Source organism: Kribbella sp. NPDC056951 (assembly GCF_042674205.1).
In the GTDB taxonomy this organism is placed as follows: Bacteria; Actinomycetota; Actinomycetes; order Propionibacteriales; family Kribbellaceae; genus Kribbella; species Kribbella yunnanensis.
Genome location: NZ_JBHUQZ010000019.1, coordinates 118,548 through 145,358, shown reverse-complemented (window position 1 = coordinate 145,358; position 26,811 = coordinate 118,548). Strand labels below are relative to the sequence as shown.

The window sequence follows — 26,811 nt, the reverse complement described above, 5'->3', positions numbered from 1 at the left end:
TCAACCGCACCACCTACAAAGCCACCATCACCATCGACATCCTTGACACACCACCCTGACCACTAACTAACCGGCCTTGGGGTGAACCCACCAAACGCGCCGCACTCGGCCCACCGCCTGCCCGGCTGGCGTCATTTGGGGGCGCAGAGGGGGACCCATCAGCTGAGGGGTTCCCAGCCCGAAATTCGGTATGGGAACCTCCCAGGGGGTGGGTGAACCCACCAAACGGGGCTACTCGGTGACGTAGGGTTCGCCGTCGGCTTTGGGGGCTCTTACGCGGCCTACTAGGCCGGCTACGGCGATGATCGTGGCTAGGTAGGGGGCCATGAGGAGGAGTTCGCCGGGGATGGGGGTTTGGATGATCTGGAGCTGGGACTGCAGTTGGGTGGCGAAGCCGAAGAACAGGGCGGCGACCATGGCGCCGATCGGGTGCCAGCGGCCCATGATGAGCGCGGCCAGGGCGATGAAGCCGTTACCCGCGGTCATGTCCTTGGCGAACGAACCGGCGTACCCGACCGTGAAGAACGCACCACCGAGGCCGGCGAGAACCCCGGCCCACAGTACGGCGGAGTACCGGACGCGCTTGACCTTGATGCCGACCGTGTCGGCCGCCTTCGGGTGTTCGCCGACCGCGCGGACCCGCAGGCCCCACCGGGTCTGGAAGAGCACGAAGGTGACGACTGCGACCGCGATGTAGGTCAGGTAGACCAGCGCGGTCTGGTTGAACAGGATCGGCCCGATGAACGGGATGTCGCCCAGGCCCGGGATCTTCACCGCCGACAGCACCTCGGGCGTGTTCAGGCCGGCCGCATCCTCCTGCAGGAACTGGTCGAACAGGAAGCCGGTGATACCGGTCGCGAACACGACCAGGACGACGCCGAGCACGACCTGGTTCACCAGGTACTTGATCGAGAACACGGCGAGCAGCAGAGCCATCAGTACGCCGGATGCCGCGGCCGCGATCAACGCCGCCACCGCGCTTCCCGTCGTACTGGCGACGACGGCCGCGGTGAACGCGCCGACCAGGAACTGGCCCTCGATCGCGATGTTGATGACACCGGCCCGCTCGCACAGCACACCGGCCAGCGCGCCGAGGATCAGCGGGGTGGCGAAGTTCAGCGTGCCCTGGAACTGGTTGGCCAGCGGGAAGGTCTTGCCCGCGGCGGCCCAGCAGAGGAAGGCGCCGATGAAGCTGACACCGAGAATGATGGCCAGCCAACCGGAGTACTTCTGCGGGACCCGGCGCAGGACGTATGCGACCGCGGCCAGCACGCCGAGGGCGCCGAGCAGGAGGGCGACCGGCTGCGCGGGCAGGCCGAGCAGGTTGTTCTGCAGGTCGCCGGACACCAGCTGGAACGTCGCCTTGCCGCTCTTGGTGAAGATCGCCAGCCCAAGGCCGATCAGCGCGAAGACCAGCATCAGACCGCCGACCCGCAGTCGGCGAACGCGGTCGGCCGGGGCCTCGATCGCCGCCGGAGCGGGGACCGGCCCGACGTCCTGAACCGTCACGTCGCTCATCCGTTCCAACCCTTCGCGAGGATGGCTCCGGATCCGCGATCCTTCGGCAGGAACCGGAAGACCGAGCGGACCAGCGCGGGAGCCGCGACGAACAGCACGATGGTTGCCTGCAGCACCGTTGTCAGGGTCAACGGAGTCTGGGTGATCAGCTGCATCTGCAGACCGCCCGCGTTCAACGCGCCGAAGAGCAGACCGGCCAGTACGGTGCCGAGCGGCGTACCGCGGCCGAGCAGCGCGACCGTGATCGCGTCGAACCCGACCGATGCGGCCACGCCGTCAGTCAGCGGCAGGTCGGTTCCGAGCACCTGCTGGGTCCCGGCGAGACCGGCCAGCGCACCGGCGACGACCATCGCGATCACGTAGGCACGGCCGACCGACATACCCGCCGTACGGGATGCGTCGGCGTTCGCACCGACTGCGCGGAGCTCGAAGCCGACGGTCGACTTGTTGAGCAGCCACCAGACGAAGACCGCGGCGACCAGCGCCAGCAGGAAACCGAGATGCAGGCGGGTGTCCCCGAACTGCGGGTACTGCGCGTTGGCGTCGACGACCGGCGAGATCGGGTCGGCCCGGCCGGGCCGCTGGAACGCCTTGGTCGTGAGCAACCACTGCAGCAGGTAGATCGCGACGTAGTTGAGCATGATCGTGACGATCACCTCGTGGGCGCCGGTGCGCGCCTTCAGCAGGCCGACCACACCGCCCCAGATCGCGCCGCCGATCAGGCCGGCCACGATCGCGACGATCAGGTGCAGGACCGGCGGCAGGTGCCACGCGAAACCGACGTACCCGGCGAGGACCGCGCCCATGATCAGCTGTCCCTGGGCGCCGATGTTGAACAGCCCGGTCCGGAACGCCAGCGAGACCGCGAGACCGCCGCAGATCAGCGGAGTGGCCTGGGTCAGCGACTCGCTGATCGGGGTGATGCCACCGATCGCACCGAGCGCGAGCGCCTTGTAGGCCTCGCCGACCGCCGACAGTGCCGCGGAAATCGTGTCCAGCGGCGCAGCGCCGAAGTACCCGACCGCTGTCTTCACCTCGTCGTCGCCGACGATGATCAGGATCGCCCCGACCAGCAGCGCGAGCACGATCGCGCTCAGCGAGACGAGGCCCTGGACCGCCCACGACGGAAGCCCGGATCGCCGGCGTACCACCGGTGCGGGGGCTTGTGTTGTGCTCATCTAGATGGTTCCCAACGTGGTCGGGTTCTCGATCGCGACGTCGTGCGCCTCGGACTTGGAGGCGCCGGCCATCATCAGGCCGAGCTCGTCGCGGGGGGTGTCGGCCGGTACGACGCCGACCACCTTGCCGCGGTACATCACCGCGACCCGGTCGGCCAGCGCCGCGATCTCGTCCAGCTCGGTGGACACGATCAGTACGGCGGTGCCCTGGTCGCGCTCACGCACGATCCGGCTGTGCAGGAACTCGATCGAACCGACGTCGACCCCGCGGGTCGGCTGCGACGCGACCAGCAGCTTCAGCGGCCGGGACAGCTCGCGGGCGAGCACGACCTTCTGCTGGTTACCGCCGGACAGCGACGACACGGTCAGGTCGATGCCCTGGGTGCGGATGTCGAACTCCTCCACCCGGGCGTGCGCGTTCTTGTCGATCTCGTCGGTGTTCAGCGCCAGCCCGTTGCCGAACGGCGCCTTGCGGAACAGGTCGAGCACCAGGTTCTCGGCGACCGTGAACGAGGCCACGAAACCGTCGTGGCCGCGGTCCTCCGGGATGTACCCGATACCGGCCTCGAGGCGGTGCCGGGTCGACTTCCCGGTCAGGTCCTCGCCGCCCAGGCTGATCGTCCCGGCGGCGATCGGGGTGAGGCCGAGCAACGCCTCGGCGAGCTCGGTCTGACCGTTGCCCTGGACACCGGCCACCGCGAGGATCTCGCCGGCCCGGACCTCCAGGTCGATGTTGTCGACCGCGGTGAACCCGCGCTCGTCGATCACGGTCAGACCCTGCACCCGCAGTACGGCGTCCTTCGGCTGTGCCGGTTCCTTGTCGACCACCAGGTCGACCGCGCGACCGACCATCAGCTCGGCCAGCTCTTCCTCGGTCGCGGAAGGCTCGGCCTGGCCGACCACCTTGCCGCGGCGGATCACGGTGATCTTGTCCGCGATCGCCTTGACCTCTTTGAGTTTGTGGGTGATGAAGACGATCGAGGTGCCGTTCTCCTTGAGCTGCCGCATCACCGCGATCAGCTCGTCGATCTCAGCCGGCGTCAGCACGGCGGTCGGCTCGTCCAGGATCAGCACACTGGCGTCGTTCGTGAGCGCCTTGATGATCTCGACGCGCTGCTGAACGCCGACCGGGATGTCCTCGACCAGCGCCTCGGGATTCACCTCGAAGCCGTACCGCTCGGACAGCTCGGTGACGAGGGCGTTCGCCTTCTTGCGGTCCAGCACGCCGCCGGGGTGCGTGTTCTCCCGGCCGAGCATGATGTTCTCCGCGACGGTGAAGACCGGGACCAGCATGAAGTGCTGGTGCACCATGCCGATGCCGTGCTTGATCGCGTCACTCGGCGAGGTGATGGTCACCTTCTCGCCGTCGATCACGATCTCACCGGAATCGGGCTGCAGCAGCCCGTAGAGCATGTTCATCAACGTGCTCTTGCCGGCGCCGTTCTCACCGAGCAGGCAGTGGATCTCGCCCGGCTCGATGACCAGGTCGATGTGATCGTTGGCGACCAGCGAACCGAAGCTCTTCGTCAGGCCGGACAGCTCGAGATGCATGTGAGGCAGTCTCCCCTCAGGTCGCGGGCGGTGGTCAAGCGCCGTAGCGAGCAGGTGCTCGGTGCGGTGCATCGGTGCGCGGAGGCGGAGGGTGCGATGCGGAGCATCGTGCGCTTTGCATCCGTGCGGCGAGGTGCCGTGCCGAGTGCCGCGCAGTAGGCGCTTGGCCATCGCCCGCGGCCTTAGACCGAGAGCCAGGAAGGCTTGACCTGTTGCGGTCTGCCTTCCTGGCTCGCACCGTGTTACGCGGTGATCAGGACGCCTTCGGCTGCGCCTGGGACGTGATGGTGATCTTGCCGCCGATGATGTCGGTCTTGATCTGGTCCAGCTCGGTCTTCAGCTCGGCCGGGACCTTGCTGTCGAACTCGTGGAACGGAGCCAGCGACGTACCGCCGTTCTCCAGCGTGCCGATGAACTGCTTGTTGTCGAACTTGTTGTCGACGACGGAGACGATCGCGTCCTGGACGGCGACGTCCATCCCCTTCTTGACGCTGGTGATCAGCACCGAGCAGTACTCCGCGGCGGACTCGCAGCCGTCGGTGTCGACCCAGATCGCGTTGACCTTGCCGTTGCTGGCCTTGGCCGCCTGCAGACCGCCCAGACCCGACGGGCCGGCGACCGGGAAGATGATGTCGGCACCCTGGGTGATCAGGTTCTGGGCGTTGTTCTGGCCCTTCGCCTTGTCCTCGAAGTCACCGGTGAACAGGCCCTCCTGCTTGGCCTCGTCCCAGCCGAGCAGGGTGACGTTCTTCGACTTCTGCTTGTTGTAGTACGCCACGCCCTCGGCGAAGCCGTCCATGAAGATCGTCACCGGCGGGATCTTGACGCCGCCGAAGGTGCCGACCTTGCCGGACTTGGACAGCGCCGCGGCCAGGTAACCGGCCTGGAAGCTGGACTGCGCGGTGTTGAAGCCGAGCGGCTTCACGTTGGCGATCGGCTTGGCCGGGGCCGAGTCGACGATCGCGAACTTGATCCCGGGGTTGTCGGTCGCCGCCTTGTCGGTGGCGTCCTCGAGCTTGAAGCCCACGGCGACGATCACGTTGCACTTCGCGGTGACCATCGCGGTCATGTTGGTCGGGTAGTCGTTGTCCGACTTCGACTCCGCCTTGACCTCGCTGAGGCCCTTGGCCTTGACCGCGTCCTGCAGCCCCTTGTACGACGTCTGGTTGAACGACTTGTCGTCGAAACCGCCGGAGTCGGAGACCATGCAGGCCTTGAAGGCCTTGTTGTCGGTCCCTCCGGTGCTGCCGCTTTCCGTCGGCTTGCTACCACAAGCTGCGACAGCGAGCGTCAGTACGCCCACGATCGCGGTTCCCCGCACAAACTTCTTCACCGGACGTCTCCTTCGTCGTACCAGATCGTTTGCCCGCACGCCTGCCCCTGCGTGCCATCCGCAGACTATAGGGGCGGCCAGTGTTAGTTAGAACGCCAAGATGACCTCGATACCGGAAAGTGACCGGCACTTTCGTCACATTTCCGCAACTCCTGCGGCACGATCACCGACCGCCCGGCGCCGTAACGGAGAGTGAACGATTCAGGCCTCGTGTCACAATCGCGGGCATGAGTCATCACCTGCTGGTCGCGGATGTCCTTGCCCGGGTCGAGGAAGTCCGCGAGACCACAGTCGAGCTGCGCCGGGACCTGCACGCCCACCCCGAGCTCGGCTGGCACGAAGTCCGGACCACCGACATCCTCGAGCTCATCCTCAAGGACGCCGGCCTGTCACCCCGCGTGCTGCCGACCGGGACCGGACTCATCTGTGACATCGGTTCCGGTGACTCCTGTGTGGCGCTGCGCGCGGACATCGACGCGCTCCCGGTCCCCGACGGCGTCGAGGCGCCTTGGCGGTCGACGAACGACGGCGTCGCGCACGCCTGCGGTCACGACATCCACACCGCCGGCCTGGTCGGCGCGGGACTCGTCCTGGCCGGGATGGCTCGGGACGGCGTGTTGGACCGCCGGGTCCGCCTCATCTTCCAGCCGGCCGAGGAGGTCATGCCCGGTGGTGCACTCGGCGTGATCGCGGCCGGTGGACTGGACGGCGTACGGCGTATCTATGGCGTGCACTGCGACCCCCGCCTGCAGGTAGGCCAGATCGGCCTGCGTGTCGGCGCCCTGACCGCAGCCGCCGACCGCATCCTCGTCCGCCTGAGCGGCCCCGGCGGCCACACCTCCCGCCCGCATTTGACCGGCGACCTCGTCTACGCCCTCGCCACCCTCGTCACCGAGCTCCCCGCCGCGTTGTCTCGCCGGGTCGACCCCCGCGCCGGCATGTCCCTCGTCTGGGGCCGCATCACCTCCGGCTCCGCCGCCAACGCCATCCCCTCCCGAGGCGAAGCCGAAGGCACCCTCCGCTGCCTGGACGTCAACGCCTGGCGCCAAGCCGCCGACCTCATCCCAGCCTTGGCGAACCAACTCGTCGCCCCCTACGGCATCCAGGTAGACACCGAAGTAACCCACGGCGTCCCCCCAGTCATGAACGACCCCACCGCCATCGAAACCCTCCGCAACGCCACCCAGCAAACCCTCGGCACCGGCGCCATCAGCCCCACGGATCAGTCGTTGGGCGGCGAAGACTTCGCCTGGTACCTGGAACACGTCCCTGGCGCCATGGCCCGCCTAGGAGTCCGCCCACCCACCCTCGACACCACCGGCGACCTCCACACCCCCACCTTCGACCCCTCCGAAGAGTCGATCTCCCTAGCCACCACGTTGTTGACCTCCGCCGCCCTCCTCGACTGAATTCGGACACCGCTCCGCGGCGACACCCCTTTGCCGCCTCCGGCGGGTGCGCAACGTGATCGCGTTGGAGAGTGATTGCCGCAAGCTGCTGCGGACCCAGGGGGCGGCGATCGGCAGGTGGCGCTCGGCGTCGGCGGACGGTGGGGCAGGCTTGCCGCGAGCTACGCGGCGGCAGGTGCGGACCACCGGCCCATCACAACTCCACGCCGGGGCCAGCCTCACCGCTCGTGCGAGCGTCCAGCACGCGATTGTGATGGCCCGTGCGTCCGCTCACCGCGGACTCCCATCACCCACCAACCCGCACCGCAACCGCGGTCCCACGCCTGACGGCACTCCGTCGACGGGCATTCGGAGGAGTAGTGGGTGGTGCACGTCCGCACCCCGGACCGCCAACACTCACCAACTCCCGCCGCACCAACTCCCCCACGCTCAAGCGTCGGCCGCCAACCGCCTTCAGAAGCAGTTGGTGAGTGGCGCACGTCCGGCTCACGGCGAGCCACGAGGTTGCCCACGTCGGCAGGTCCGGACCTGCAGCCCATCACAACTGCACGTCGCGCCAAGCTCACCGCGTAAGCGACCATCCAGCACGCAATTGTGATGGCCCTGGTGTCCGGGTGCAGGAAGATGGAGGCATGCCTGGCAAGGAGACGTTGGGGCGTTCCGGCAGCTAGCTCGCGCGCCCAACCAGCGTGATCTGGTGAGGGGCACCTGCCTTCAGCCGCGCCGGCGGCCTTGGTAGGCGCGGCGGGTTGCGCGCCTCGCCGAAGGCGCAAAGGACTGCCGCCGCGGAGCGGTGTCCTTTTGCCGGTGTCCTTAGAAGGTGTCGGCGGGGGTGTAGATGCCCCAGACTTCGCGGAGGGTGTTGCAGACTTCGCCTACGGTGGCTCGGGCTTTGAGGGCTCGTTTCATGGGGTAGAGGCAGTTGTCGGTGCCTTCGGCGGCTTTCTTGAGGTCGGCCAATGCCTCGTCTACCTCGGTCTGGTCGCGTTCGGTGCGGAGGGTGGCTAGTCGGGCTACTTGCTGGGCTTCGATGGCGGGGTCTACGCGGAGGGGTTCGTAGGGTTCTTCGTCGGTGATCTTGAACTTGTTCATGCCGACGACCACGCGCTCGGCCGCGTCGATCTCCAGGGAGATGCGGTACGCCGACTGCTCGATCTCGTGTTTCTGGAAGCCCTTCTCGATCGCGGCGACCGCACCGCCGTACTCCTCGACCTGGTTCATCAGCTCGACGGCTTCGCCTTCGACCTTGTCGGTCAGCGCCTCGACGACGTACGAGCCGGCGAACGGGTCCACGGTCGCGGTGATGTCGGTTTCGTAGGCGAGGACCTGCTGGGTGCGCAGGGCCAGCCGGGCGGCCTTCTCGGTCGGGAGGGCGATCGCTTCGTCGTACGAGTTGGTGTGCAGCGACTGCGTTCCACCCAGTACGGCGGCCAGCCCCTGCACGGCGACTCGGACGAGGTTCACTTCGGGCTGCTGCGCGGTCAGCTGCACGCCGGCGGTCTGGGTGTGGAACCGCAGCATCTGCGACTTCGGGTTCTTCGCGCCGAACTCGTCCCGCATCACGCGAGCCCAGATCCGCCGCGCGGCGCGGAACTTCGCGACCTCTTCGAGCAACGTCGTACGAGCGACGAAGAAGAAGGACAACCGCGGTGCGAACTCGTCGACATCCAGCCCGGACGCGACCGCGGCCCGGACGTACTCGATCCCGTCGGCCAGCGTGAAAGCGATCTCCTGCGCAGGCGTCGCCCCGGCCTCGGCCATGTGGTAGCCGGAGATCGAGATCGTGTTCCAGCGCGGCAGTTCCGCCTTGCAGTACGCGAAGATGTCGCTGATCAGCCGCAGCGACTCCTTCGGCGGATAGATGTAGGTTCCCCGCGCGATGTATTCCTTCAGTACGTCGTTCTGGATCGTCCCGGTGAGTTTGTCACCGGCGACCCCCTGCTCCTCCGCGACGAGTTGGTACAGCAGCAGGAGCACCGATCCCGGCGCGTTGATCGTCATCGAGGTGGACACCTGGTCCAGCGGGATCCGGTCGAACAGCACCCGCATGTCGTCGATCGAGTCGATCGCCACGCCGACCTTGCCGACCTCGCCGGACGCGATCGGGGCGTCGGAGTCGTACCCCATCTGGGTCGGCAGGTCGAAGGCGACCGACAGCCCCATCGTCCCGGCGTCGATCAGCTGGTGGTACCGCTGGTTCGACTCCGCGGCCGTGCCGAACCCGGCGTACTGGCGCATCGTCCACGGCCGCTGCGTGTACATCGTCGGGTAGACCCCACGGGTGAACGGGAACTTCCCCGGCTCCCCCAGTTTCTCGGCCGGCTCGAACCCGTCCAGCGCGCCCGCGTCGTACACCGGCGCGAACTCGAATCCGGACTCACTGCGATGACTCATCTTCCCACCGTAGGCGGAACCACCCCTCCACTGGTATGCACCACCCGGGTGACATCCAGCACCCCGCGTGACGGCGGTCTCAGAGCAGCAGAAAACCGAGCTTGGCGGCCACTCCCGCCTGGGCTGAGTCGCGGCTCGCGAATCCGCAGTCCTCGGGAGACGACAGCGGCAGCGCGGCCAACTCGGCTACCGCCAGGTGCAATGCGTCCAAAGACCTGATCGCGTGGTCGCGAACGATCTCGATCGCCCGCGCCTCGACCGCCACCGCGTCCGGGCGGAGCAGAGTGACGGGACCATCGACCGCCGTGTCCGCCTCGAAGGCGGCCAAGAGGTCGTCCAGGTTCGCGCGACCACCACGGGCTGCACGCGTCAGAGCGCTGGTGACCTCGACCAGCGTCCAGGTGGATGTCACCAACGCGTCCTCGCCGACCAACAGGTCGTTTGCGGCCGTGTGTCCGTCTTCGTCCGGCAGGTAAGCGCGCACCAGCACGGACGAGTCGACGTAGATGATCATTCAGCGGCCGTCTTCCAGGATCTCGTCGACAACTTGTCCCAAGCCGCGGGCCGAGTCGAGCGCGGCTCGCCGTGCTGCCGGAGACAGCGTCCGGCGCGGGGCATGCGGTTCTGCCAGCACCCCTAGCTGATGGGCCTTGGCTCGCAGTCGGCGCCGTACCGACGCGGAGTCTTCCTCGATCACGTGGTCGAGGAGTTCGGTCGCCAGCGCGTTGACCGACTGGCCCTCTTGCTGGGCACGAGCCGTCAACCTGGCGTGCAGGTCGTCGGGAACCCGAAGTAGCAGCTGTCTCATGGGGCACATGATATCAACCCATGCCAGATGTTGCTATCACTTCTCGCACCCCCACAGTTCGCGTTCCAGCAGCATGCCGACGCCCGGACGTCACCGGGCAGACATCAAGCGGCCTTGAAGGCGTCGACAGGGAATCCACAACGTGTCACGAGAGTGTCGCCGAGGGTTCATGCGCGGTCGGGAACCTGCAAACGTGCGAATCGTGATGGTTGCCGAGACCTTCCTGCCGCAGATCAATGGCGTGGCGAACACGGCTCGCCATGTCGCCGACCGGCTTCGGGCCCGCGGGCACGAGCTGCTCATCATCGCGCCCGGACCGGGCCCGGACAGCTATGGCGACGTACAGGTGATCCGGGCGCGGAGCTTCCGGACGCCTGGGTACAAGGAGTTTCCGGTCGGGTTGCCGGATCCGTCGATCGAGCGGGCGATGGCCGAGTTCAAGCCTGATCTCGTGCACCTCGCCTCGCCGTTCATCATCGGGGCCTACGGGTTGCGCGCCGCGCGCCGGTTGGGGTTGCCGACGGTCGCGATCTTCCAGACCGATATCGCCGGTTTCGCTCGGCAGTACCCGTGGTTCGCCGCGGCGGATCGTGGCATCTGGCGCTGGGTACGGCGGACGCATTCGCGCGCCGACCGCACTCTCGCGCCATCGACGGCGTCGGTCGAGGCGCTCGTGCAGGGCGGCGTACCGCGGGTCTATCACTGGGGACGCGGTGTGAACCTCGACCTGTTCGACCCGCAGCACCGTGATGAGGGCTGGCGGCGCGAGATCTCGCCGGACGGCAAACCGATCGTCGGGTACGTCGGTCGCCTCGCAGCCGAGAAGAAGGTTCGGCGACTCGCCGAGCTGACCGATCTGGACTGCCGGATCGTGATCGTCGGCGACGGCCCGGACCGCGCCGCGCTGGAACATGCGTTGCCGCAGGCAACCTTTCTCGGGATGCGCCGGGGTGCTGACCTGGCCGCGATCTTCGCCGGGCTGGATGTGTTCGTGCACACCGGTGAGCACGAGACCTTCTGCCAGACGATCCAGGAGGCGCAGGCCTCTGGTGTCGCCACCGTCGGCCCGGCCGCGGGCGGTCCGCTGGACCTGATCCACCCCGGCGTCAACGGGCTGCTCTTCGAACCCGGTCAGACCGGATCACTCCGCGAGGCCGTCAAGACGCTCCTCGACCACCCCGAGGCCCGCGCCCGGATGGCGGCCAGCGGTCTCGAGCGAGTCCAGTCCCGTACATGGCCGGCGGTGGTCGACGACCTGGTCGACCGGCATTACGCGCAAGTCCTCCGCGAAGCCGCCGCCGTACGGCAGGTGGCTTGAGCATGGGGAGCCTTCGAATCGCTCAGCTGGCGAACTTCGTCGGACCGACCTCCGGCGGCATGCGGACCGCGATCGAGCACATCGGTCAGGGGTACGTCGATGCCGGCGCGGACCGGATCGTCATCACCCCGGGCGAGCGGGACGCGATCATCGAGACCGATTACGGCACGGTCGTCCGGGTGAAGGCGCCGAAGGTGAGTGGCGGCTACCGGCTGATCACCACGCCGTGGAACGTGATCGACGTACTGAAGAAGTTCCAGCCGACGACGGTCGAGATCTCCGACAAGTCGACGCTGCTCCCGGTCGCTCGCTGGGCGCGCAAGAACGACATCGGCACCGTCTTGTTCAGTCACGAGCGCCTGGACGCGATGCTCGCGCTCGGTGCCGCGCGACCCGGTCAGCTGGGCGGTCACGACGTACTGCGTCCGGGACGGATGCTCGGCGAGGTCACCACCTACACCAGCCGCTGGACCGGTGAGAGCGTCCAGCGGCGCGCCGAGGGTGTGAAGGCGAGCCAGCTGCATGTGGTCGCCACCGTGGCCGCGCTCTACAAGATCCTCAGCCGCACGTACGACGCGGTCGTGGTGACGTCGCGGTACGCGGCGGCCGAGTTCGACGACGTGACCACGCCCCTGGTCCGGATCCCGCTCGGGGTCGACCTGGACACCTTCCACCCATCACTCGGCAAGCCGGCCGATGACGGCGTACTGAAGCTCGTCCACGCCGGCCGGCTGTCCCGCGAGAAGAGCCCGCACCTCGCGGTCGCCACCGCCGCCGAGCTGCACCGCCGTGGCGTCAAGCTGCAGATGGACGTCTACGGCACCGGTCCGCACCTCGACGAACTGCTCGAGATCGCCGGTACGGCGCCGATCACGTTCCACGGGTACGTCGACGGCCGCCGTACCCTCGCCAGGCATCTGGCCGAGGCGGACATCGCCTTGTCGGTCTGCCCCGGCGAGACGTTCGGCCTCGCCGTACTGGAGGCTCTCGCCGCCGGTACGCCGGTGGTCACGGCGAACACGGGTGGCGCCCGCGAGCTGGTCGACGAGACCTGCGGTCGCTGGGGCCAGGCCAATCCGGTCGCCCTGGCCGACGCCGTACTCCAGCTGGCCAAGGTCCCCAACCGCCGAGCCGCGGCCCGTCGCCGGGCCGAGCTCTACGACTGGGACACCTGCATCCGCCACATGCTCGCCCTGCACACCCGCCTCGCCCAGTCCCGCCTGGCGGCCTGAGCCCTCAGGTCAGGTGGTCGTAGTCGCCGCGGGTCCAGGCCATGTGGCGATCGGCAGAACGCCGTACGACGGCCTTGGCGTCGACCGGGATGACCGAGCCGAAGTTGTTGTAGAGGCGGTCGTAGTCGTACGGGTCTAGCGCGCGAGCCACGCGGTCGACGACCGCACCGGACAGCGGGATGCGGTTGGGGTAGCTGCGCATGAAGCTGACCGAGGTGCGGTCGGGGTTCGCGAAGATCGTGTCGCCGGACAGCACGACACCCTTGCCCTCGGCACCATCCGCCCAGTGCACGACCGCACTGCCGGGGAAATGACCGCCAGGCTGGATCAATGTGACGCCTGGCAACGGGTTCAGCACGCCCTTCCAGGTCTGGATCACCGCATCCTGGCGGGCGACCCAGTGGGCATCGGCCTCGGAGACATACACCGGTACGTTGCCGAGGCGGTGGCTCCACTCGACCTGGACGCCGTACATATGGGGGTGGCTGGCAACGATCCCGACCACGTCGCCGAGCTCCCGGATCCGCCGTACGGCGTCGTCGTCCAGATAGCCGATCGGGTCCCACAGCAGGTTGCCCTCGGACGTGGTCACCAGCATCGACTGCTGGCCGATTCCCACCGGCGGCTTCGACGTGACGCCGTACAGGCCGGTCTCGACCTCCTCGACGACCACCGACGTGCCCGCCGCGGCCAGCTCCTCCAGCGTCGTCCAGTGCTGACCGTCGGCCGGTACCCACTGCCGCTCGTCGGCGCAGATCGCACACACGTCGACCTGCTCGGAGTGCTCGACCGCACAGGTTGCACAGATCCAGAAACTCACCGTGATCTCCCCTCCATCGTCTTTTCACCGGACTCTCGCGGTTAAAGCTCAGTTGAAGTCAAGAACACGGTGGGGTCACCGGTCGAGGGCCACTGCCGACCCGGGTCGCGGGGCCAATTAAGGGCAGGCTCCGACACGCGGGAGAGCGATGTCACACCTGTCAGGACAAAAGCGCCACGGCAGCAGGACTACCATCGAACCCGGCCGGGTTTTCGCCGGGCCGAGCCGAATCGCGGCAGCCGCACCGGCTCTCTTTTCCGAGATCCGATCGGAGGATCGGTTTGCCCAGCAAACCAGCCGGCACGCTCTACCGTGGCCGGGAGGGCATGTGGTCATGGGTCGCGCACCGGATCACCGGCGTGGGAATCTTCTTCTTCCTGCTCGTGCACGTACTCGACACCGCTCTGGTCCGGGTGTCGCCGGAGGCCTACAACGAGGTCATCGGCACCTACAAGAACCCGATCGTCGGCCTGATGGAGGTCGGCCTGGTCGGGGCCATCCTGTTCCACGCGTTCAACGGCATCCGGCTGATCCTGGTCGACTTCTGGGCCCAGGGCCCGCGCAACCAGCGCAAGCTGATGATCGGCGTCGGCGTCGTCTGGGTCGTGCTCTTCGTGCCGTTCGTCATCCGGCACCTCTCACACGTCTTCGGAGGCTGAGATGAGCGAGATCGCGGCCCCGCGCTCAAGCACCCGCGCCCGTTCGCTGAAGGGCGGCGGCCGGAACCGGTCCGGTCAGACGAACTTCGAGCTGTACAGCTGGCTGTTCATGCGGCTGTCCGGCCTGGCCCTCGTCGTACTGGTGCTCGGCCACCTGTTCGTGAACCTGATGCTCGGCGGCGGAATCACCGCCCTCGACTTCGCCTTCGTGGCCGGCAAGTGGGCCAACCCGCTCTGGCAGGTCTGGGACCTGCTGATGCTGTGGCTGGCGATGCTGCACGGCACCAACGGGATGCGCACGATCATCAACGACTACGCCGAGAAGGACCAGACACGGTTCTGGCTGAAGGCACTGCTGGTCACGGCGTCGATCGTGATCGTCGTCCTCGGCACCCTGGTCATCTTCACCTTCGATCCCTGCCTCGACCCCAGCAGCACGCTGTCGGTCTGCAAGTAAGGACAGTTCTCAGATGCAGCGGCATCAGTACGACGTGGTCATCGTCGGCGCCGGCGGGGCCGGTATGCGCGCGGCCCTGGAGTCCAGCAAGCGGACCCGGACCGCGGTGCTCACCAAGCTCTACCCGACCCGGTCGCACACCGGCGCGGCCCAGGGCGGCATGTGCGCCGCACTGGCCAACGTCGAGGAGGACAACTGGGAGTGGCACACCTTCGACACGGTCAAGGGTGGTGACTTCCTGGTCGACCAGGACGCGGCCGAGGTGATGTGCCGCGAGGCCGTCGACGCGGTCCTCGACCTGGAGAAGATGGGCCTGCCGTTCAACCGGACCGCCGAGGGCAAGATCGACCAGCGGTTCTTCGGTGGCCACACCCGCAACCACGGCGAGGCCGTCGTACGGCGTTCCTGTTTCGCCGCGGACCGTACCGGTCACATGATCCTGCAGACGCTGTACCAGCAGTGCATCAAGCAGAACGTCGAGTTCTTCAACGAGTTCTACGTCCTCGACCTGCTGATGGTCGGCGGCCGCGCCACCGGCGTCGTCGCCTACGAACTGGCCACCGGCGAGCTGCACATCTTCAGCGCCAAGTCGATCGTGTTCGCCTCCGGCGGCTTCGGCAAGGTCTTCCGTACGACGTCCAACGCGCACACCCTGACCGGCGACGGCATGGGGATCGTGTGGCGCAAGGGGCTGCCGCTGGAGGACATGGAGTTCTTCCAGTTCCACCCGACCGGTCTGGCGGGTCTCGGCGTACTGCTGTCGGAGGCGGCCCGTGGTGAGGGCGGCATCCTGCGCAACGCCGACAACGAGCGCTTCATGGAGCGGTACGCACCGACCGTGAAGGACCTCGCGCCGCGTGACATGGTTGCGCGCGCGATGGCGAACGAGGTGCGTGAAGGGCGTGGATGTGGGCCCGACAAGGCCTACGTGATGCTCGACCTGACACACCTCGAGCCTGCGCACATCGACGCGAAGCTGCCGGACATCACGGAGTTCGCGCGGACCTACCTGGGTGTGGAGCCGTATACCGAGCAGATCCCGGTCTTCCCGACCGCGCACTACGCGATGGGCGGCATCCCGACCAACATCAAGGGCGAGGCGCTGGCCAACAACGACGACGTGATCCCCGGCCTGTACGCCGCGGGTGAGGTCGCGTGCGTGTCCGTGCATGGCGCGAACCGCCTTGGGACGAACTCGTTGCTCGACATCAACGTGTTCGGTCGGCGGGCGGGTATCGCGGCTGCGGAGTACGCGGCGACGGCTGCCTTCGAGGAGCTGCCGGCCGAGCCTGAGGCGTTCGTGGTCGACCTGATCGAGGGCATGCGGAACGCTTCCGGTTCGGAGCGGGTGGCGGCGATCCGGAACGACCTGCAGGCGACGATGGACCTGAACGCGCAGGTGTACCGGACCGAGGGTTCGCTGAAGCAGGCGCTCATGGACATCGAGTCGCTGAAGGAGCGGTTCGCCCAGGTTTCCGTGCAGGACAAGGGGAAACGGTTCAACACCGACCTGCTCGAGGCCGTCGAACTCGGCTTCCTGATCGACCTGGCCGAAGTACTGGTCGTGTCTGCCCTTGCTCGTAAGGAATCTCGCGGCGGGCACTTCCGCGAGGACTACGACAAGCGTGACGACGTCAACTTCATGCGGCACACCATGGCGTACCGCGAACTCGATGCCGAAGGCAACGTCAATATCCGTTTGGACTACAAGCCGGTGATCCAGACCCGCTACAAGCCGATGGAGCGGAAGTACTGATGGACGTCAAGGTCAAGATCCTCCGGTACAACCCCGAGGTCGTCGACGAGGCGGAGTGGAAGACGTACGCCGTCACCCTGCAGCCGACCGACCGGGTCCTCGACGCACTGCACAAGATCAAGTGGGAACAGGACGGGACGTTGACGTTCCGCCGGTCCTGCGCGCACGGCGTCTGCGGCTCCGACGCGATGCGCATCAACGGCCGCAACCGCCTGGCCTGCAAAACCCTGATCAAGGACCTGTCGCCGGAGAAGGAGATCACCGTCGAGCCCATCAAGGGCCTCCCGGTGCTCAAGGACCTCGTCGTCGACATGGAGCCCTTCTTCGACGCCTACCGCTCGGTGATGCCCTTCCTCGTCACCAGCGGCCACGAACCGACCCGCGAACGCATCCAGTCGCAGGCCGACCGCGACCGCTTCGACGACACCACCAAGTGCATCCTCTGCGCGGCCTGTACGACGTCCTGTCCGGTCTTCTGGTCCGACGGCCAGTACTTCGGCCCCCAAGCCATCGTCGGCGCCCACCGCTTCATCTTCGACAGCCGCGACGAAGGCACCGAACAGCGCCTCGAAATCCTGAACGACAAAGAAGGCGTCTGGCGCTGCCGAACCACCTTCAACTGCACCGACGCCTGCCCCCGAGGCATCGAAGTCACGAAGGCCATCCAAGAAGTAAAACGAGCCCTCATCTTCCGCCGAGTCTGACCATCGGTTCACCAGCCTCTGCCCGCCCTGTGCGGTCAGAGGCTGTTCCTTTGTGCGCGCCGGAGCGGACGATCGCGGACCCAGACAGCTCATCAATTGTCGTTGGCGGGGTGTGCCCAGGCGTGGCGGGTGCCGCCGGGAGCAATTGTGGAGTGCCCTGGGTTCGGCTGTTGAGGTGAATGGGAGGGGAGCCGCGGCTAGGCGAGGTGGTGGGTTTGGGCTAGGTGGAGGAGGGCGGCGCCGGCTGCTTGCATGGGTTGGTGGTGGACGAAGTTGTCGACGACCTCGGGGGTGAAGGGTTGTGGGGCCAGGACTCGACCTTCGTCGTTTCGTTCGACCAGGTTGGCGAACAGGTCGTCGAAGAGGGGTGCGTCGATCGACACGACGGTGAGCAGGTCAGTTGCGAAGGTGAGTGGGTCGACGCCGAGACCGACGCAGTGCGCCCGCACCGAGCCGTCGTCCAGGCCTGCCTCGAGACGTGCCGCGAACGGCCAATCGTCGTACTCGATCGGGGCAGCCTCGCTTCCGTAGTCCTCGGACTCGCCTAGTAGCTCCTCGGCCAGTTCGCGGACGATGTTCCGCCAGAGGGAGAAGTCGCGCTGCTCGTTCCATGCGGCGGCTGCGCTCGGCTGGAAGATGCCGACGGGGACGACTTGGTAGAGACCGCCCGCGTGGCCGACCTTCTTCGGATCACGCCAATGGACGAAGAAGGTTGATTCGCCGGCTTCGGCGCGAAGGGTCAGTGTGCTGATCGCGACGTTGGCCGGTCGCCGGGACAGGTTCCACGGATCCCCGATCGCGGCCCGCAAACCACCGACCCCGGCGGCGTACTCGTGAGCGGCCGCCTCCCCCGTGTTGATGCTGTCGAAGTAGGTACCGCGACCGAAGCGCAGTACCGGATCGGCTCCAGCCAGATCCGCCGAGATCAACCGATAGGTGGGCCGGTCCTCGAAGACCGCCGGCGCCGCCAGGCCGCGAATCGCCTCCGCGTACGAGCTGTAGCCGGGCGGCAGGGACTCCAGAGCAGCGGGTTCAAGTCCCGTCACTCCGGAGAAGACCGCGTCCGGATCGAACTCGAGCCGCACCGAGGCCAGCGGGATGGGCTCGGCCGGAATCCAAGACGCCGCCGCCAGCAACGGCGTACCCGCGACTCTACGCTCCGCCGGAAACTCACCCGCCGCTTCCACGGCCAACTGATACCGGTTCTCGACCAACTGCCGCCGTACGTCGAGCCACATACGGCGAATGCTCTCATTTCACCGAATGTGATCTAGCACACATTCAGCAACCGGCTCCTACCCGCCAAGAGTCGTGCGGGCAGAGGCTGGGTGCTGACTGGGGGTCGCGATGGAGAGCCTGCGCGAGGTGTACGACGGCTGCTACCGCCGCCTGGTCGGACAGCTGTACGGGCTGTGCGGGAGCCTGAGCGAGGCCGAGGACGCCGTCCAGGAAGCCTTCGTCCGGGCAATCGAGAAGCCCCAGCGCTTCGCCCACGTCGACAACCCCGAAGCGTGGCTCCGCATGGTCGCCCTGAACGTCGCCCGCAGCCGCTTCCGCCGCAACACCACGTTCCACCGCATCATCAGCCGCACCGGCCCACCACCGGACTCGGTCCCCGGCCTCACCCCCGACCACGTCGCCCTCGTAGACGCCCTCCGCCGACTGCCGTGGGACCAACGTGAGGCCATCACCCTGCACCACATCGTCGACCTCTCCGTCCGCGAGATCGCCGCCCAGCTAGGCATCCCCGAAGGCACCGTCAAAGCCCGCCTGACCCGAGGCCGAGCCCGGCTGGCACCCCTGATTCGAACCTTCGCCGAAGAGGAGGTCGACCATGTCTGACCTCAAAGACCTGGCCTTCACAGTCCAGCAAGCCGTCGATGCCCCCTCCTTCGACTCACTAGGCCGCAGAGCCACCCGCCGACGCACGCGCCGCCGGCTGTCCATCGCTGCCGCAGTCTCCGCGGTCGTGGCCGCCGTACTGATCATCGGAACGCTGCCGGGCGGAGGCGCCCGGAAGGTCCCGATCGCACCCCAGCCGACCGTCTCCAACTCGGACCGCGACGGCGAGGCGCTCATTCATGATCCCGGGGCCAACGTGGAGTCGTTCGTGGCTTCCGACAGCAGCCACTGGGCGGCGGCCTGGTCGCGCTGCCCGAACAACGAGTGCTCCTCTGCAGCAGTGTTGAGCTCGAACGGCAGGAAGGTAATCACACCAGTACGGCCGGGTCCGTGGGCGACCTTGCTGGTCGGCAAGGAACCGATCGCGGTGTACGGCGCCCACTTGCCCGCGACCGTGGGGGACGACGACCCCACGCCCGGGGAGGCGCTGTTGTTACGATTCGCCGACCGTGGGGCGGTGCAGACGCCCTTGCGTTATACGGCGCCGACTCGGACCTTCGAGGAAGGTGAGCTGCTGACCGACAAGGTGATGCCAGGTGAGATCGCCGTTCTCAACCTGAAGAAGTCGACCCTGCGGCGGTTGGACCTTCCGAACTCCCCCGACCGCATGTCGGGGCCGCAGAAGCCGGTCCGGGACGACACCGGACGATGGTGGTTCCTCGGCGGGCGCGGTCCGGACCGGATCCTCTGGACCGATGACCACGGGAAGTCCTGGCAGCACGAACTACTCGACGCGGAGCACTCAGGCAACTGGCTCGCGGTGAGCCGGAACGGCCGGACCATCGTGGCTACCTCCTCGTCCATCACCGCCGGCAACGTCACACTTGAACGGCTCGAGACGACGAAGGTCTCGACGGACGCCGGAGCGACCTGGCGCACCGTCTCCGGTCTCCCGTACACCGTCGACGGTAAGCCTGCCGCACTGGACGACGGCACCGTGCTCCTGCTCGGCCGGCAACCCAACGACGTCGGCGCCTCGCTGTACACCATCTCCGAAGGCCAGGTTCGGACGAAGGGCACCGCCCCACAGTTCTTGTGGGGATTCGCAAGCGGGTCCGAACCTTTGTACGGCATCGCGAACTCCCAACCGCACGGAGCGCTCACCCAGGTCGCGCACAGCGCAGATCACGGAAAGACCTGGGACTATCTGGAGCCGCGCTAGCTGCATACTGGCGGGCATGGATTGGGCGAGGGTGGCTAACGGGCGGTTGTTGGCGGCGGCGTACGCGGTGGGGTTTGTTGCGTGGCTGGTCGGCGTTGTATTGATCTTGGTCGGCCAGTTCGCTGGGGGTTCGATCGTGGGGACGGTGGTGGGGATCGGGTTCTTTGCGGTTGGGCAGGCGTTGATCTCGGTTGTTGCGCTCGCGGTGCGCGGGAGCTTTCAGTCGTCGTTCTCGCAGGCTTGGCAGCGGTTGAGTATGGGGCTTGAGTTGTCGTCTGCTGCGCGGGCGTTAGCAGTACGGCGGGTTTGAGGTGACTGCGGAGGCGACGCGGAGGTAGAGGTTGAAGAGGCGGTAGAGCTGGAGCATGTCGTCGGTGACCGTGACCGTGCGGTCGTCGTGGCGGGTGACGCCGGGGATGGCGGTGAGGTGGGAGGCGACTGAGGCGGACTGCCAGCGGACGGTGAGGGTACGGCGATCTGCGGCGGCCGCGACGGTTGGCACCGAGCGGAGCGCGGAAGCAGCTCCGGATTCGATGGCGGCGCGGGCTTCGGCGACTGGGACCAGTTGGGCGGCGAAGCGGTCCTTGGCGTATTTCACCGGGACGGTGTGGATTCGGTCGTTCCAGGCCACGGCCTCGGCGCAGGCGGTGTCGTCGCCGGTCAACAGCACCAGCGGTACGCCGTACGCCGCGGCTGTTGCTTCGAAGAGGCCTATTTCGCCGGTGACTTGGTCGTCCAGCCAGATGTCTTCGATCTCGTGGCCCATGAAGCTGTGGCTGAGTACGCCGAGGATGCCGGCGCGGGCGTGGAAGCCGACGCACAGCACGGCGTCGTACGAATCATCCAGACCTTCGATCATGCCCATCGGCTTCGGGCGGCCCTTGATCAGGGTGGCGCGCGGGTCCAGCTGGTCGGGCAGCAGGTTGCGCATCGGGCCGTGGGCGTCGTTGACCAGTACGGCGGTTGCGCCGGCCGCGTAGGCGCCGCGGATGGCGGCGTTCACGTCCTCGGTCATCATTACGCGGCCACGTTCGTAGTCACGGCCGGGCGGTTGTACGTCTTCGGCGTCGACCAGGCCGGTGATGCCTTCCATGTCCGCGCTGATGTAGACCTTCACGACGAGGTGACCTTGGCCGCCTTGTAGGCACGGACTCCCCAGGTACCGAGGACGGCTGCGATCACCAGGTTCACCACGATCAGGATCGTGTGGGCGACGTAATACCCGGTCGGGCGGTCCTCGGTGTCGATCAGCGCTTTGATGAAGCGCAGGTAGGTGACGACGTTCCAGATCGCGATGCCGAGCAGGACGAAGGCGTGCTTCCGTTCGAGTTTCACCCCGCCAGGTTATGACCCCGGGCGGTCGACCATGCGCAGCAGCTGGGTGCGGTTCGCCACTCCGAAGCGGCGGTAGAGGCGGGTCAGCTGGGACTCGACCGCCTTGACCGACAGGTAGAGCGCGGCCGCGATCTCGCGGTTCGTGGAACCGTCGCGGACCATCGCGACGATCTGCTGCTCGTTGTCGGTCAGCTCGGACGGCTGCCGGCTGCGGCTCGGCACGTCCAGCCGGGCCAGCTCGGTCTCGGCCACCTCGCGCCAGGCGGGAGCGCCGTACGTCTCGAACTGCTCGATCGCGTCCAGGAACGCCGTCCGCGCCACCGAACGACGCCGGGCCTGCCGGGCGACCCGGCCGCGGGTCAGCTCGCAGCGGGCGACATCCAGCGGGTACACGCGGTCGCCCGCACCGCTGATCGTCTGCTCCAGCAGGTCGAGGGCCGCGGCCGGATCGCCCTGCTTGGCGATCAGGAGCGCCTCCGAACGCGCCAGGCCGATCAGCACGATCGGGCGGTCCAAGGTGGCGGCGCGGGAGCGGATCTCGGCGATCAGGGCGGCCGCGTCGTCGAGCCGGCCGGCGGCGACCAGCGCTTCGGCGTAGTCCGCGTGCCAGGGGATGATCGCGGGGTCGAACGGCATCGCGGCCTCGCCGGAATCCGCGATCGCGTCAAACGCCTCGACGGCCCGCTGCGGATCACCGGTCAGTACGCCGACCAGTCCTTGTACGGCGAGTGCCGGGCCCGTCCACTCGTCGTTGCCGACCAGGCGGACCCCCTCGAGTGCCGCATCAGCGAGCTGGCGGGCCATGGCCGCCGTACCGCCGGCCCACTCGGCGCGGCTGGCGATGATAAGCCCGACCTCGGCCTCTTCGCCGATGTCCTGCATGAGCTGATAGCACTCGTGGCCCGCGCTCAGGGCCTCCGGGCCGCGGCCGCTGCGCTCGTAGATCGCGGTCGCCGAGATCAGCACCGAGGCCAGCCAGCGCATGGCCCCACCGTCGCGGACCTCTTCGACGAGGGCACTGATCGCGCAGATCGCCTCGTCGGTCCGGCCGCGGAACAGCTCACTCATCGCCGCCATCTGGCGGGCGATCACGACCGCCTGGGACAGCGGCAGGTCGCGCGCGAGCTCGGCCGCCTGGGACAACAGGAAGTCCGCGCTCTGGTCGGCCCGGCGCGACATCAGCACCGAACTGGTCGCGCTCAGCGCGTCGACCAACGCCTCGGTGTCGCCGGACGCCCTGGCCAGCTTCTCGGCCACCCGGGCGTGCTCCTGCGCCTCGTCCAGCCGGCGATCGAAGTACGCGCTGTTGCTGAGCCCGATGCGGACCCGCGCCTCGAGCCGGTCGTCGCCCTGGGCAGCCTCGAAGGCGTCGGCCAGCAGACCGACTCGAACCTCCCGGTCCGGCCAGGCGGCGTCGACCTGCAGTAGCAGCGCCGGAACCTTGGTCTCTGGAAGCGTCGCAGCCTGTACGGCGAGCCGCGCCATCTCAGCGGATTCCGCCAGATGCCCGGCGGCCGCAGCGTCGTCCGAGGCCCGAGTGAGGCGGCGAGCGCGCTCGTCCGGGAGGTTGCCCGGTGTCCGCTCGGCTGCGAGTCGCCAGAGGGTCGCGGCGGCGCCAGGCGCACCACGACCGGCGGCAACGGCAGCAGCCTCCTCGATGGCGACCGCGAGGTCAGCGTCGGCCTCCTGGGTGGCCAGGGCGCGGTGGGTCGCGTTCTCGACCGGTTCGTCGACTACTGCGGCTAGCTGGGCGTGCGCCTGACGGCGAGCGGCCGACGTGGCTTCGGCGTACACGTACTCCCGCAGGAGCGGGTGGGCGAACCGCAGTCGCTCGGAGGCGATGTCGATGAGCCCCAGTGCCTCGGCCTCGGCTAGCTCGGTCTCGATCGGCCGGTCGAGGGACTGTGCGAGCTGAGTGGTCGTGGGGCGCGGGGACGAGGCGGCGTGCAGCAGCAGCTCGTGCGCACCGAGGCTCAGGTCGGACAAGCGGTCGCCGAGCAGCGTCTTGAGCCGGCTGGACACCGGCAGCGGGTCATTCGGCGAGACGCCCTGCGGGTGCCGCAGCACGGCGCGGCCGAGCTCCAGCGCCATGAACGGGTTGCCGGCGCTCGCAGTGAAGATGCGGCGCGCAGTCCGGACCGGGAGCGGGCTGGACAGCCGCTGGCGCAGCAGACCCAGTACGTCGGGCTCGGTCAGCGGAGGTACTTCCAGCTGCAGCACCGGCTCCGGGCACGCCTCAGCCATCACCGGGAGGTCGCCGTCGGCAACCTGCTCGGTGGCGAGCATATGCACGCCCTCGGACAGCCGCCGGGCACAGAACGTGAGCACTTCGAGACTGGACGGGTCGACCCACTGGATATCGTCGACCACGAGCAGCACCGGCCCATTCGCCGCCAGGCGCCGCAGTACATGCAGTACGGCGAGGCGGACGGCCAGCTCGTCACGGACCGTGTCCGGAGCGCTCGCCTTGAGCAGAGCGACCTCTAGCGGCTGGCGGAGGTGGTCCGGCAGCACCTGCCAGGCCAGCTCGAGCTGGTTCGAGAGCAGGTCGAGCAGCGTGACATACGGCAGCCCGGCTTCACTCTGTGACGGAGCCGCGCTCAGAACGCGGCAACCGGCCTTGGTCCGGTCCGCGACCAGCGCCCGCCCCATCGCCGACTTGCCGATACCGGTCGGACCGTAGAGCAGCACACTGCCGCTGGTCTCGAGCTGCTTCTTCGCACGCTCGACCAGTCCGCTCCGGCCAACCAGCTCGTCGTCAGTCACATAACTCCTCGAAGGATTACCCTCGCCGATTATCACAGCCGACGACCGGCCGACACGGCGAGTGTCACATGAGGAAACCGTCTCGACACCATCCTGTCACCCGATGCTGCCGCGTCAGAGCGGTCAGCACGGCACGATCGTGCCGGGGCACCAGATGGCGCCCCGGCAAACCTGAAACGTTCAGGAGTGGAATCAGATGACGTCGAGGTCGCGTTCGATGGCGGCCAGTTCGGCTTCGGAGCCCTGGACCTTGGGGCCGGTGAACCAGCGGCGGGCGGACAGGAACCAGTAGCCGGCAGCGAAGCCGAGGACCACCAGGACGGCGATCGGCGTGTAGTTGAAGTTCTTACCGGTGACCGGACTCGCCTGCGGGAGCATGAACAGGACGGTGATGAAGGCCACCCAGACGATCGCGATGATGCCGATCGGCTTGCTCCAGCGCCCCAATGACCACGGGCCGGGTTTGAAGTTCTTGCCCTGGACGAGCCGGAGCAGGGTCGGCAGGACGTAGGCGATGTAGAGGCCGATGACCGCGATCGACGTGACCGCGGCGTACGCGGTGGCGTTCCAGAGGTAGGGCAGGCCGAGCAGGAAGGCGCCGCCGGCGGCCAGCCAGATGGCGTTGGTCGGCGTGCGGGTCTTGGAGTTGATCTTGTGCCAGAGCGACGAGCCGGGCAGCGCGCCGTCTCGGGAGAAGGCGTAGATCATCCGGGAGTTGGCGGTCACCGAGGACATCCCGCAGAAGAGCTGGGCACCGATGACGACCAGTAGCAGGACCTTGCCCATCGTGAGGCCGACCGCGTCAATGAAGATCTGCGCAGGCGGTACGCCGGTCTTGCTGTCGAGGGCGCCTTCGTAACTCTGGATCGCGAAGGTGAGGCCGATCAGCAGTACCCAGCCCGCACCCAGCGAGACCAGGATCGACATCACGATGCCGCGCGGACCCGAGCGGGCCGCGTCGTGCGTCTCCTCGGTCATGTGCGCGGAGGCGTCGTACCCGGTGAAGGTGTACTGCGCGAGCAGCAGCCCGAGCAGGCCGACGTACAAGGTGGAGCCCCAGCCGGTGTTGTTGACGAAATTTCCGAAGACGAAGCCGGCCGACTGGTGGTTGTCGGGCAGCAGAACGAGCGCGCCGACGATGAACAGAACGCCGACGATGTGCCACCAGACGCTGATGTCGTTCAGCCGGGCGACCAGCTTCACGCCGAGCGAGTTCAGCAATCCGTGTACCAGCAGGATGAGCCCGAACAGCAGGATCGTGTGGCCGGGTGTCGCGCTGAAGCCGAACTGCAGGTCGAGGAAGGCGTTCAGGAAGAACGCGGCGCCGAAGTCGATGCCGGCCGTCACGGCGACCTGGCCGAGGAAGTTGAACCAACCGGTGAACCAGGACCAGGCTGGCCCGTTCGACGGGGCCAGTTTGGCGGCCCAGTAGTACAGACCGCCCGCGGTCGGGTAGCTCGAGCAGACCTCGGCCATCGCGAGCCCGACGAACAACGTCATCAGCCCGACGAACGGCCAGCCCCAGACGATCATCGCCGGGCCGCCGGTGTTCATCCCGAACCCGTAGAGCGTCAGGCAGCCGGACAGGATCGAGATGATCGTGAACGACACCGCGAAGTTCGAGAACCCGGACATCGTCCGCGAGAGTTCCTGCGCATATCCGAGCTGATGCAGGCGTTGCTCGTCATCGGTCATCGGCGTCTTTTCGTGGCTCACGAGGGCCTCCTCAATGGTCTTCCGGCAGACCTTTGACACATTGAGACATGACCGATTGACAGAGTCAAGGAGTCAGACAAGAAAGGCGCGCAACAGGGCCGCCGTACCGGAGAGGTGTTCCTGCATCGCCTGCCGCGCAGCCGCCGGATCGTCATTCAGAATCGCGTCCACGATCGCTGCGTGCTGGTCGTTGGAGTGCTCGATATTGCGTTCCAGCAAAGGGATTGCGTCCAGCAGTTCGTTCAGCCGCATCCGTACGTCGGCCGTCGCGGAGGTGAGTGACGCCGAGCCGGTGACCTCGGCGATCGCCAGGTGCAGCCGCGAATCGAAGCGGCGGTAGTCGGTGAGTTTCGCGGCCGCGGTGTCGGCCAGGCACTTCCGCAGATGCGCTTCCTCAGCCGCCGTCAACGCCCGTACGGCGGCCGCTTCCGCCGCCCCGGTTTCCAGCGCGTCACGCAGAATCAGGGCGTCGTCGAGTCCGTCACCCAGTTCGCGGGCGATCCGTTTGGCCGGCGTACGGCGGGGTTTCGGCAACTGCTCGTTGACGAACGTACCGCCGTACCGGCCGCGGCGGGATTCGACGTACCCGGCCTCGGTGAGGGCGTGGATCGCCTCCCGCAGGGTGACCCGGCTGACGTTCAGCCGGGTGGCGAGATCGCGCTCGGCGGGCAGCCGGTCGCCCGGCCGGACCACGCCCAGCTTGATTGCCTGCAGCAACCGTTCGACCGTTTCCTCGAACGGGTTCCCGGTCCGGACCGGCCGGAACACGGCATCGTCTGCAGGCGTGACCATG

The 26,811-nt window shown here is 67.5% G+C and carries 24 protein-coding genes; 10 read left to right on the top strand and 14 right to left on the bottom strand.

What is annotated here, in order from left to right; genetic code table 11:
* Positions 1-231 precede the first annotated feature (231 nt).
* From ACFTSF_RS40245 to ACFTSF_RS40230, 4 genes are all read right to left on the bottom strand, one after another.
* Complete coding sequence (locus ACFTSF_RS40245) at positions 232-1,518, bottom strand: ABC transporter permease (RefSeq protein ID WP_380160708.1); 1,287 nt, start codon at positions 1,516-1,518, stop codon at positions 232-234.
* Positions 1,515-2,696, bottom strand: a complete 1,182-nt coding sequence (locus ACFTSF_RS40240; protein ID WP_344156891.1) for an ABC transporter permease — start codon at positions 2,694-2,696, stop codon at positions 1,515-1,517. The genes ACFTSF_RS40245 and ACFTSF_RS40240 overlap by 4 nt, the downstream gene beginning before the upstream one ends.
* Positions 2,697-4,247: an ABC transporter ATP-binding protein gene (locus ACFTSF_RS40235; protein ID WP_380160706.1), complete on the bottom strand. Its 1,551-nt coding sequence runs from the start codon at positions 4,245-4,247 to the stop codon at positions 2,697-2,699.
* Positions 4,248-4,500: 253 nt separating this feature from the next.
* The gene (locus tag ACFTSF_RS40230; protein ID WP_344156885.1) at positions 4,501-5,580 is read right to left on the bottom strand and encodes a BMP family ABC transporter substrate-binding protein; all 1,080 of its coding nucleotides are present in this window, start codon (positions 5,578-5,580) and stop codon (positions 4,501-4,503) included.
* A gap of 227 nt (positions 5,581-5,807) precedes the next feature.
* Between ACFTSF_RS40230 and ACFTSF_RS40225 the strand changes: the two genes are divergently transcribed.
* Positions 5,808-6,989, top strand: coding sequence for an amidohydrolase (locus tag ACFTSF_RS40225; protein WP_380160704.1), 1,182 nt, complete (start codon positions 5,808-5,810; stop codon positions 6,987-6,989).
* A gap of 813 nt (positions 6,990-7,802) precedes the next feature.
* On the opposite strand, the gene ACFTSF_RS40220 is transcribed toward ACFTSF_RS40225, so the two are convergent.
* The 3 genes from ACFTSF_RS40220 to ACFTSF_RS40210 all read right to left on the bottom strand — a co-directional run bounded on the left by ACFTSF_RS40220 (position 7,803) and on the right by ACFTSF_RS40210 (position 10,191).
* Positions 7,803-9,383, bottom strand: a complete 1,581-nt coding sequence (locus ACFTSF_RS40220; RefSeq protein ID WP_380160702.1) for a methylmalonyl-CoA mutase — start codon at positions 9,381-9,383, stop codon at positions 7,803-7,805.
* Positions 9,384-9,462: 79 nt separating this feature from the next.
* Positions 9,463-9,897: a type II toxin-antitoxin system VapC family toxin gene (locus tag ACFTSF_RS40215; RefSeq protein WP_380160700.1), complete on the bottom strand. Its 435-nt coding sequence runs from the start codon at positions 9,895-9,897 to the stop codon at positions 9,463-9,465.
* Positions 9,898-10,191 carry a toxin-antitoxin system HicB family antitoxin gene (locus ACFTSF_RS40210; protein WP_380160699.1) on the bottom strand — a complete coding sequence of 98 codons (294 nt, stop codon included), beginning with the start codon at positions 10,189-10,191 and terminating at the stop codon, positions 9,898-9,900.
* Between the two features lie 193 nt (positions 10,192-10,384).
* On the opposite strand from ACFTSF_RS40210, the gene ACFTSF_RS40205 reads away from it, so the two are divergent.
* Both ACFTSF_RS40205 and ACFTSF_RS40200 read left to right on the top strand, forming a co-directional pair.
* Positions 10,385-11,509 carry a glycosyltransferase family 4 protein gene (locus ACFTSF_RS40205; protein WP_380160697.1) on the top strand — a complete coding sequence of 375 codons (1,125 nt, stop codon included), beginning with the start codon at positions 10,385-10,387 and terminating at the stop codon, positions 11,507-11,509.
* 2 nt (positions 11,510-11,511) lie between these two features.
* Positions 11,512-12,741, top strand: a complete 1,230-nt coding sequence (locus ACFTSF_RS40200) for a glycosyltransferase (RefSeq protein WP_380160695.1) — start codon at positions 11,512-11,514, stop codon at positions 12,739-12,741.
* A 4-nt stretch (positions 12,742-12,745) separates the two neighbouring features.
* Here the strand turns inward: ACFTSF_RS40200 and ACFTSF_RS40195 are convergent, their stop codons facing one another.
* Complete coding sequence (locus tag ACFTSF_RS40195; RefSeq protein ID WP_380160693.1) at positions 12,746-13,561, bottom strand: MBL fold metallo-hydrolase; 816 nt, start codon at positions 13,559-13,561, stop codon at positions 12,746-12,748.
* A gap of 326 nt (positions 13,562-13,887) precedes the next feature.
* On the opposite strand from ACFTSF_RS40195, the gene sdhC reads away from it, so the two are divergent.
* From sdhC to ACFTSF_RS40175, 4 genes are read left to right on the top strand one after another with little or no spacing between them, the layout of a single operon-like run.
* On the top strand, positions 13,888-14,220 hold the full coding sequence (gene sdhC, locus ACFTSF_RS40190) for a succinate dehydrogenase, cytochrome b556 subunit (RefSeq protein WP_380160714.1): 333 nt from the start codon (positions 13,888-13,890) through the stop codon (positions 14,218-14,220).
* 1 nt (position 14,221) lies between these two features.
* Positions 14,222-14,677: a succinate dehydrogenase hydrophobic membrane anchor subunit gene (locus tag ACFTSF_RS40185; protein WP_344156862.1), complete on the top strand. Its 456-nt coding sequence runs from the start codon at positions 14,222-14,224 to the stop codon at positions 14,675-14,677.
* A 13-nt stretch (positions 14,678-14,690) separates the two neighbouring features.
* Complete coding sequence (gene sdhA / locus ACFTSF_RS40180; RefSeq protein ID WP_380160691.1) at positions 14,691-16,433, top strand: succinate dehydrogenase flavoprotein subunit; 1,743 nt, start codon at positions 14,691-14,693, stop codon at positions 16,431-16,433.
* Positions 16,433-17,137, top strand: coding sequence for a succinate dehydrogenase iron-sulfur subunit (locus tag ACFTSF_RS40175; RefSeq protein WP_344156856.1), 705 nt, complete (start codon positions 16,433-16,435; stop codon positions 17,135-17,137). Before sdhA ends, ACFTSF_RS40175 begins: the two co-directional genes overlap by 1 nt.
* Positions 17,138-17,334: 197 nt before the next feature.
* Here the strand turns inward: ACFTSF_RS40175 and ACFTSF_RS40170 are convergent, their stop codons facing one another.
* Positions 17,335-18,375, bottom strand: a complete 1,041-nt coding sequence (locus ACFTSF_RS40170) for a hypothetical protein (RefSeq protein WP_380160689.1) — start codon at positions 18,373-18,375, stop codon at positions 17,335-17,337.
* A gap of 109 nt (positions 18,376-18,484) precedes the next feature.
* Here ACFTSF_RS40170 and ACFTSF_RS40165 point away from each other — a divergent pair, with 109 nt between their 5' ends.
* From ACFTSF_RS40165 to ACFTSF_RS40155, 3 genes are read left to right on the top strand one after another with little or no spacing between them, the layout of a single operon-like run.
* Positions 18,485-18,979: an RNA polymerase sigma factor gene (locus ACFTSF_RS40165; protein ID WP_380160687.1), complete on the top strand. Its 495-nt coding sequence runs from the start codon at positions 18,485-18,487 to the stop codon at positions 18,977-18,979.
* On the top strand, positions 18,972-20,201 hold the full coding sequence (locus ACFTSF_RS40160; protein ID WP_380160685.1) for a hypothetical protein: 1,230 nt from the start codon (positions 18,972-18,974) through the stop codon (positions 20,199-20,201). The genes ACFTSF_RS40165 and ACFTSF_RS40160 overlap by 8 nt, the downstream gene beginning before the upstream one ends.
* Positions 20,202-20,217: 16 nt before the next feature.
* Positions 20,218-20,511, top strand: a complete 294-nt coding sequence (locus tag ACFTSF_RS40155) for a hypothetical protein (RefSeq protein WP_380160684.1) — start codon at positions 20,218-20,220, stop codon at positions 20,509-20,511.
* Here ACFTSF_RS40155 and ACFTSF_RS40150 read toward each other — a convergent pair.
* The 5 genes from ACFTSF_RS40150 to ACFTSF_RS40130 all read right to left on the bottom strand — a co-directional run bounded on the left by ACFTSF_RS40150 (position 20,491) and on the right by ACFTSF_RS40130 (position 26,810).
* A complete protein-coding gene (locus ACFTSF_RS40150) occupies positions 20,491-21,318 on the bottom strand; it encodes a M55 family metallopeptidase (RefSeq protein WP_380160682.1) in 828 nt (275 codons plus the stop codon). The genes ACFTSF_RS40155 and ACFTSF_RS40150 overlap by 21 nt on opposite strands.
* Complete coding sequence (locus ACFTSF_RS40145; RefSeq protein WP_132404931.1) at positions 21,315-21,536, bottom strand: SCO4848 family membrane protein; 222 nt, start codon at positions 21,534-21,536, stop codon at positions 21,315-21,317. Before ACFTSF_RS40145 ends, ACFTSF_RS40150 begins: the two co-directional genes overlap by 4 nt.
* 9 nt (positions 21,537-21,545) lie before the next feature.
* Positions 21,546-24,302 (bottom strand): AAA family ATPase, encoded by a 2,757-nt coding sequence (locus tag ACFTSF_RS40140; RefSeq protein ID WP_380160680.1) that lies wholly within the window; start codon positions 24,300-24,302, stop codon positions 21,546-21,548.
* A 192-nt stretch (positions 24,303-24,494) separates the two neighbouring features.
* A complete protein-coding gene (locus ACFTSF_RS40135; RefSeq protein ID WP_380160678.1) occupies positions 24,495-26,018 on the bottom strand; it encodes an amino acid permease in 1,524 nt (507 codons plus the stop codon).
* A 72-nt stretch (positions 26,019-26,090) separates the two neighbouring features.
* Positions 26,091-26,810 carry a GntR family transcriptional regulator gene (locus tag ACFTSF_RS40130; protein WP_344156826.1) on the bottom strand — a complete coding sequence of 240 codons (720 nt, stop codon included), beginning with the start codon at positions 26,808-26,810 and terminating at the stop codon, positions 26,091-26,093.
* Position 26,811: the final 1 nt, after the last annotated feature.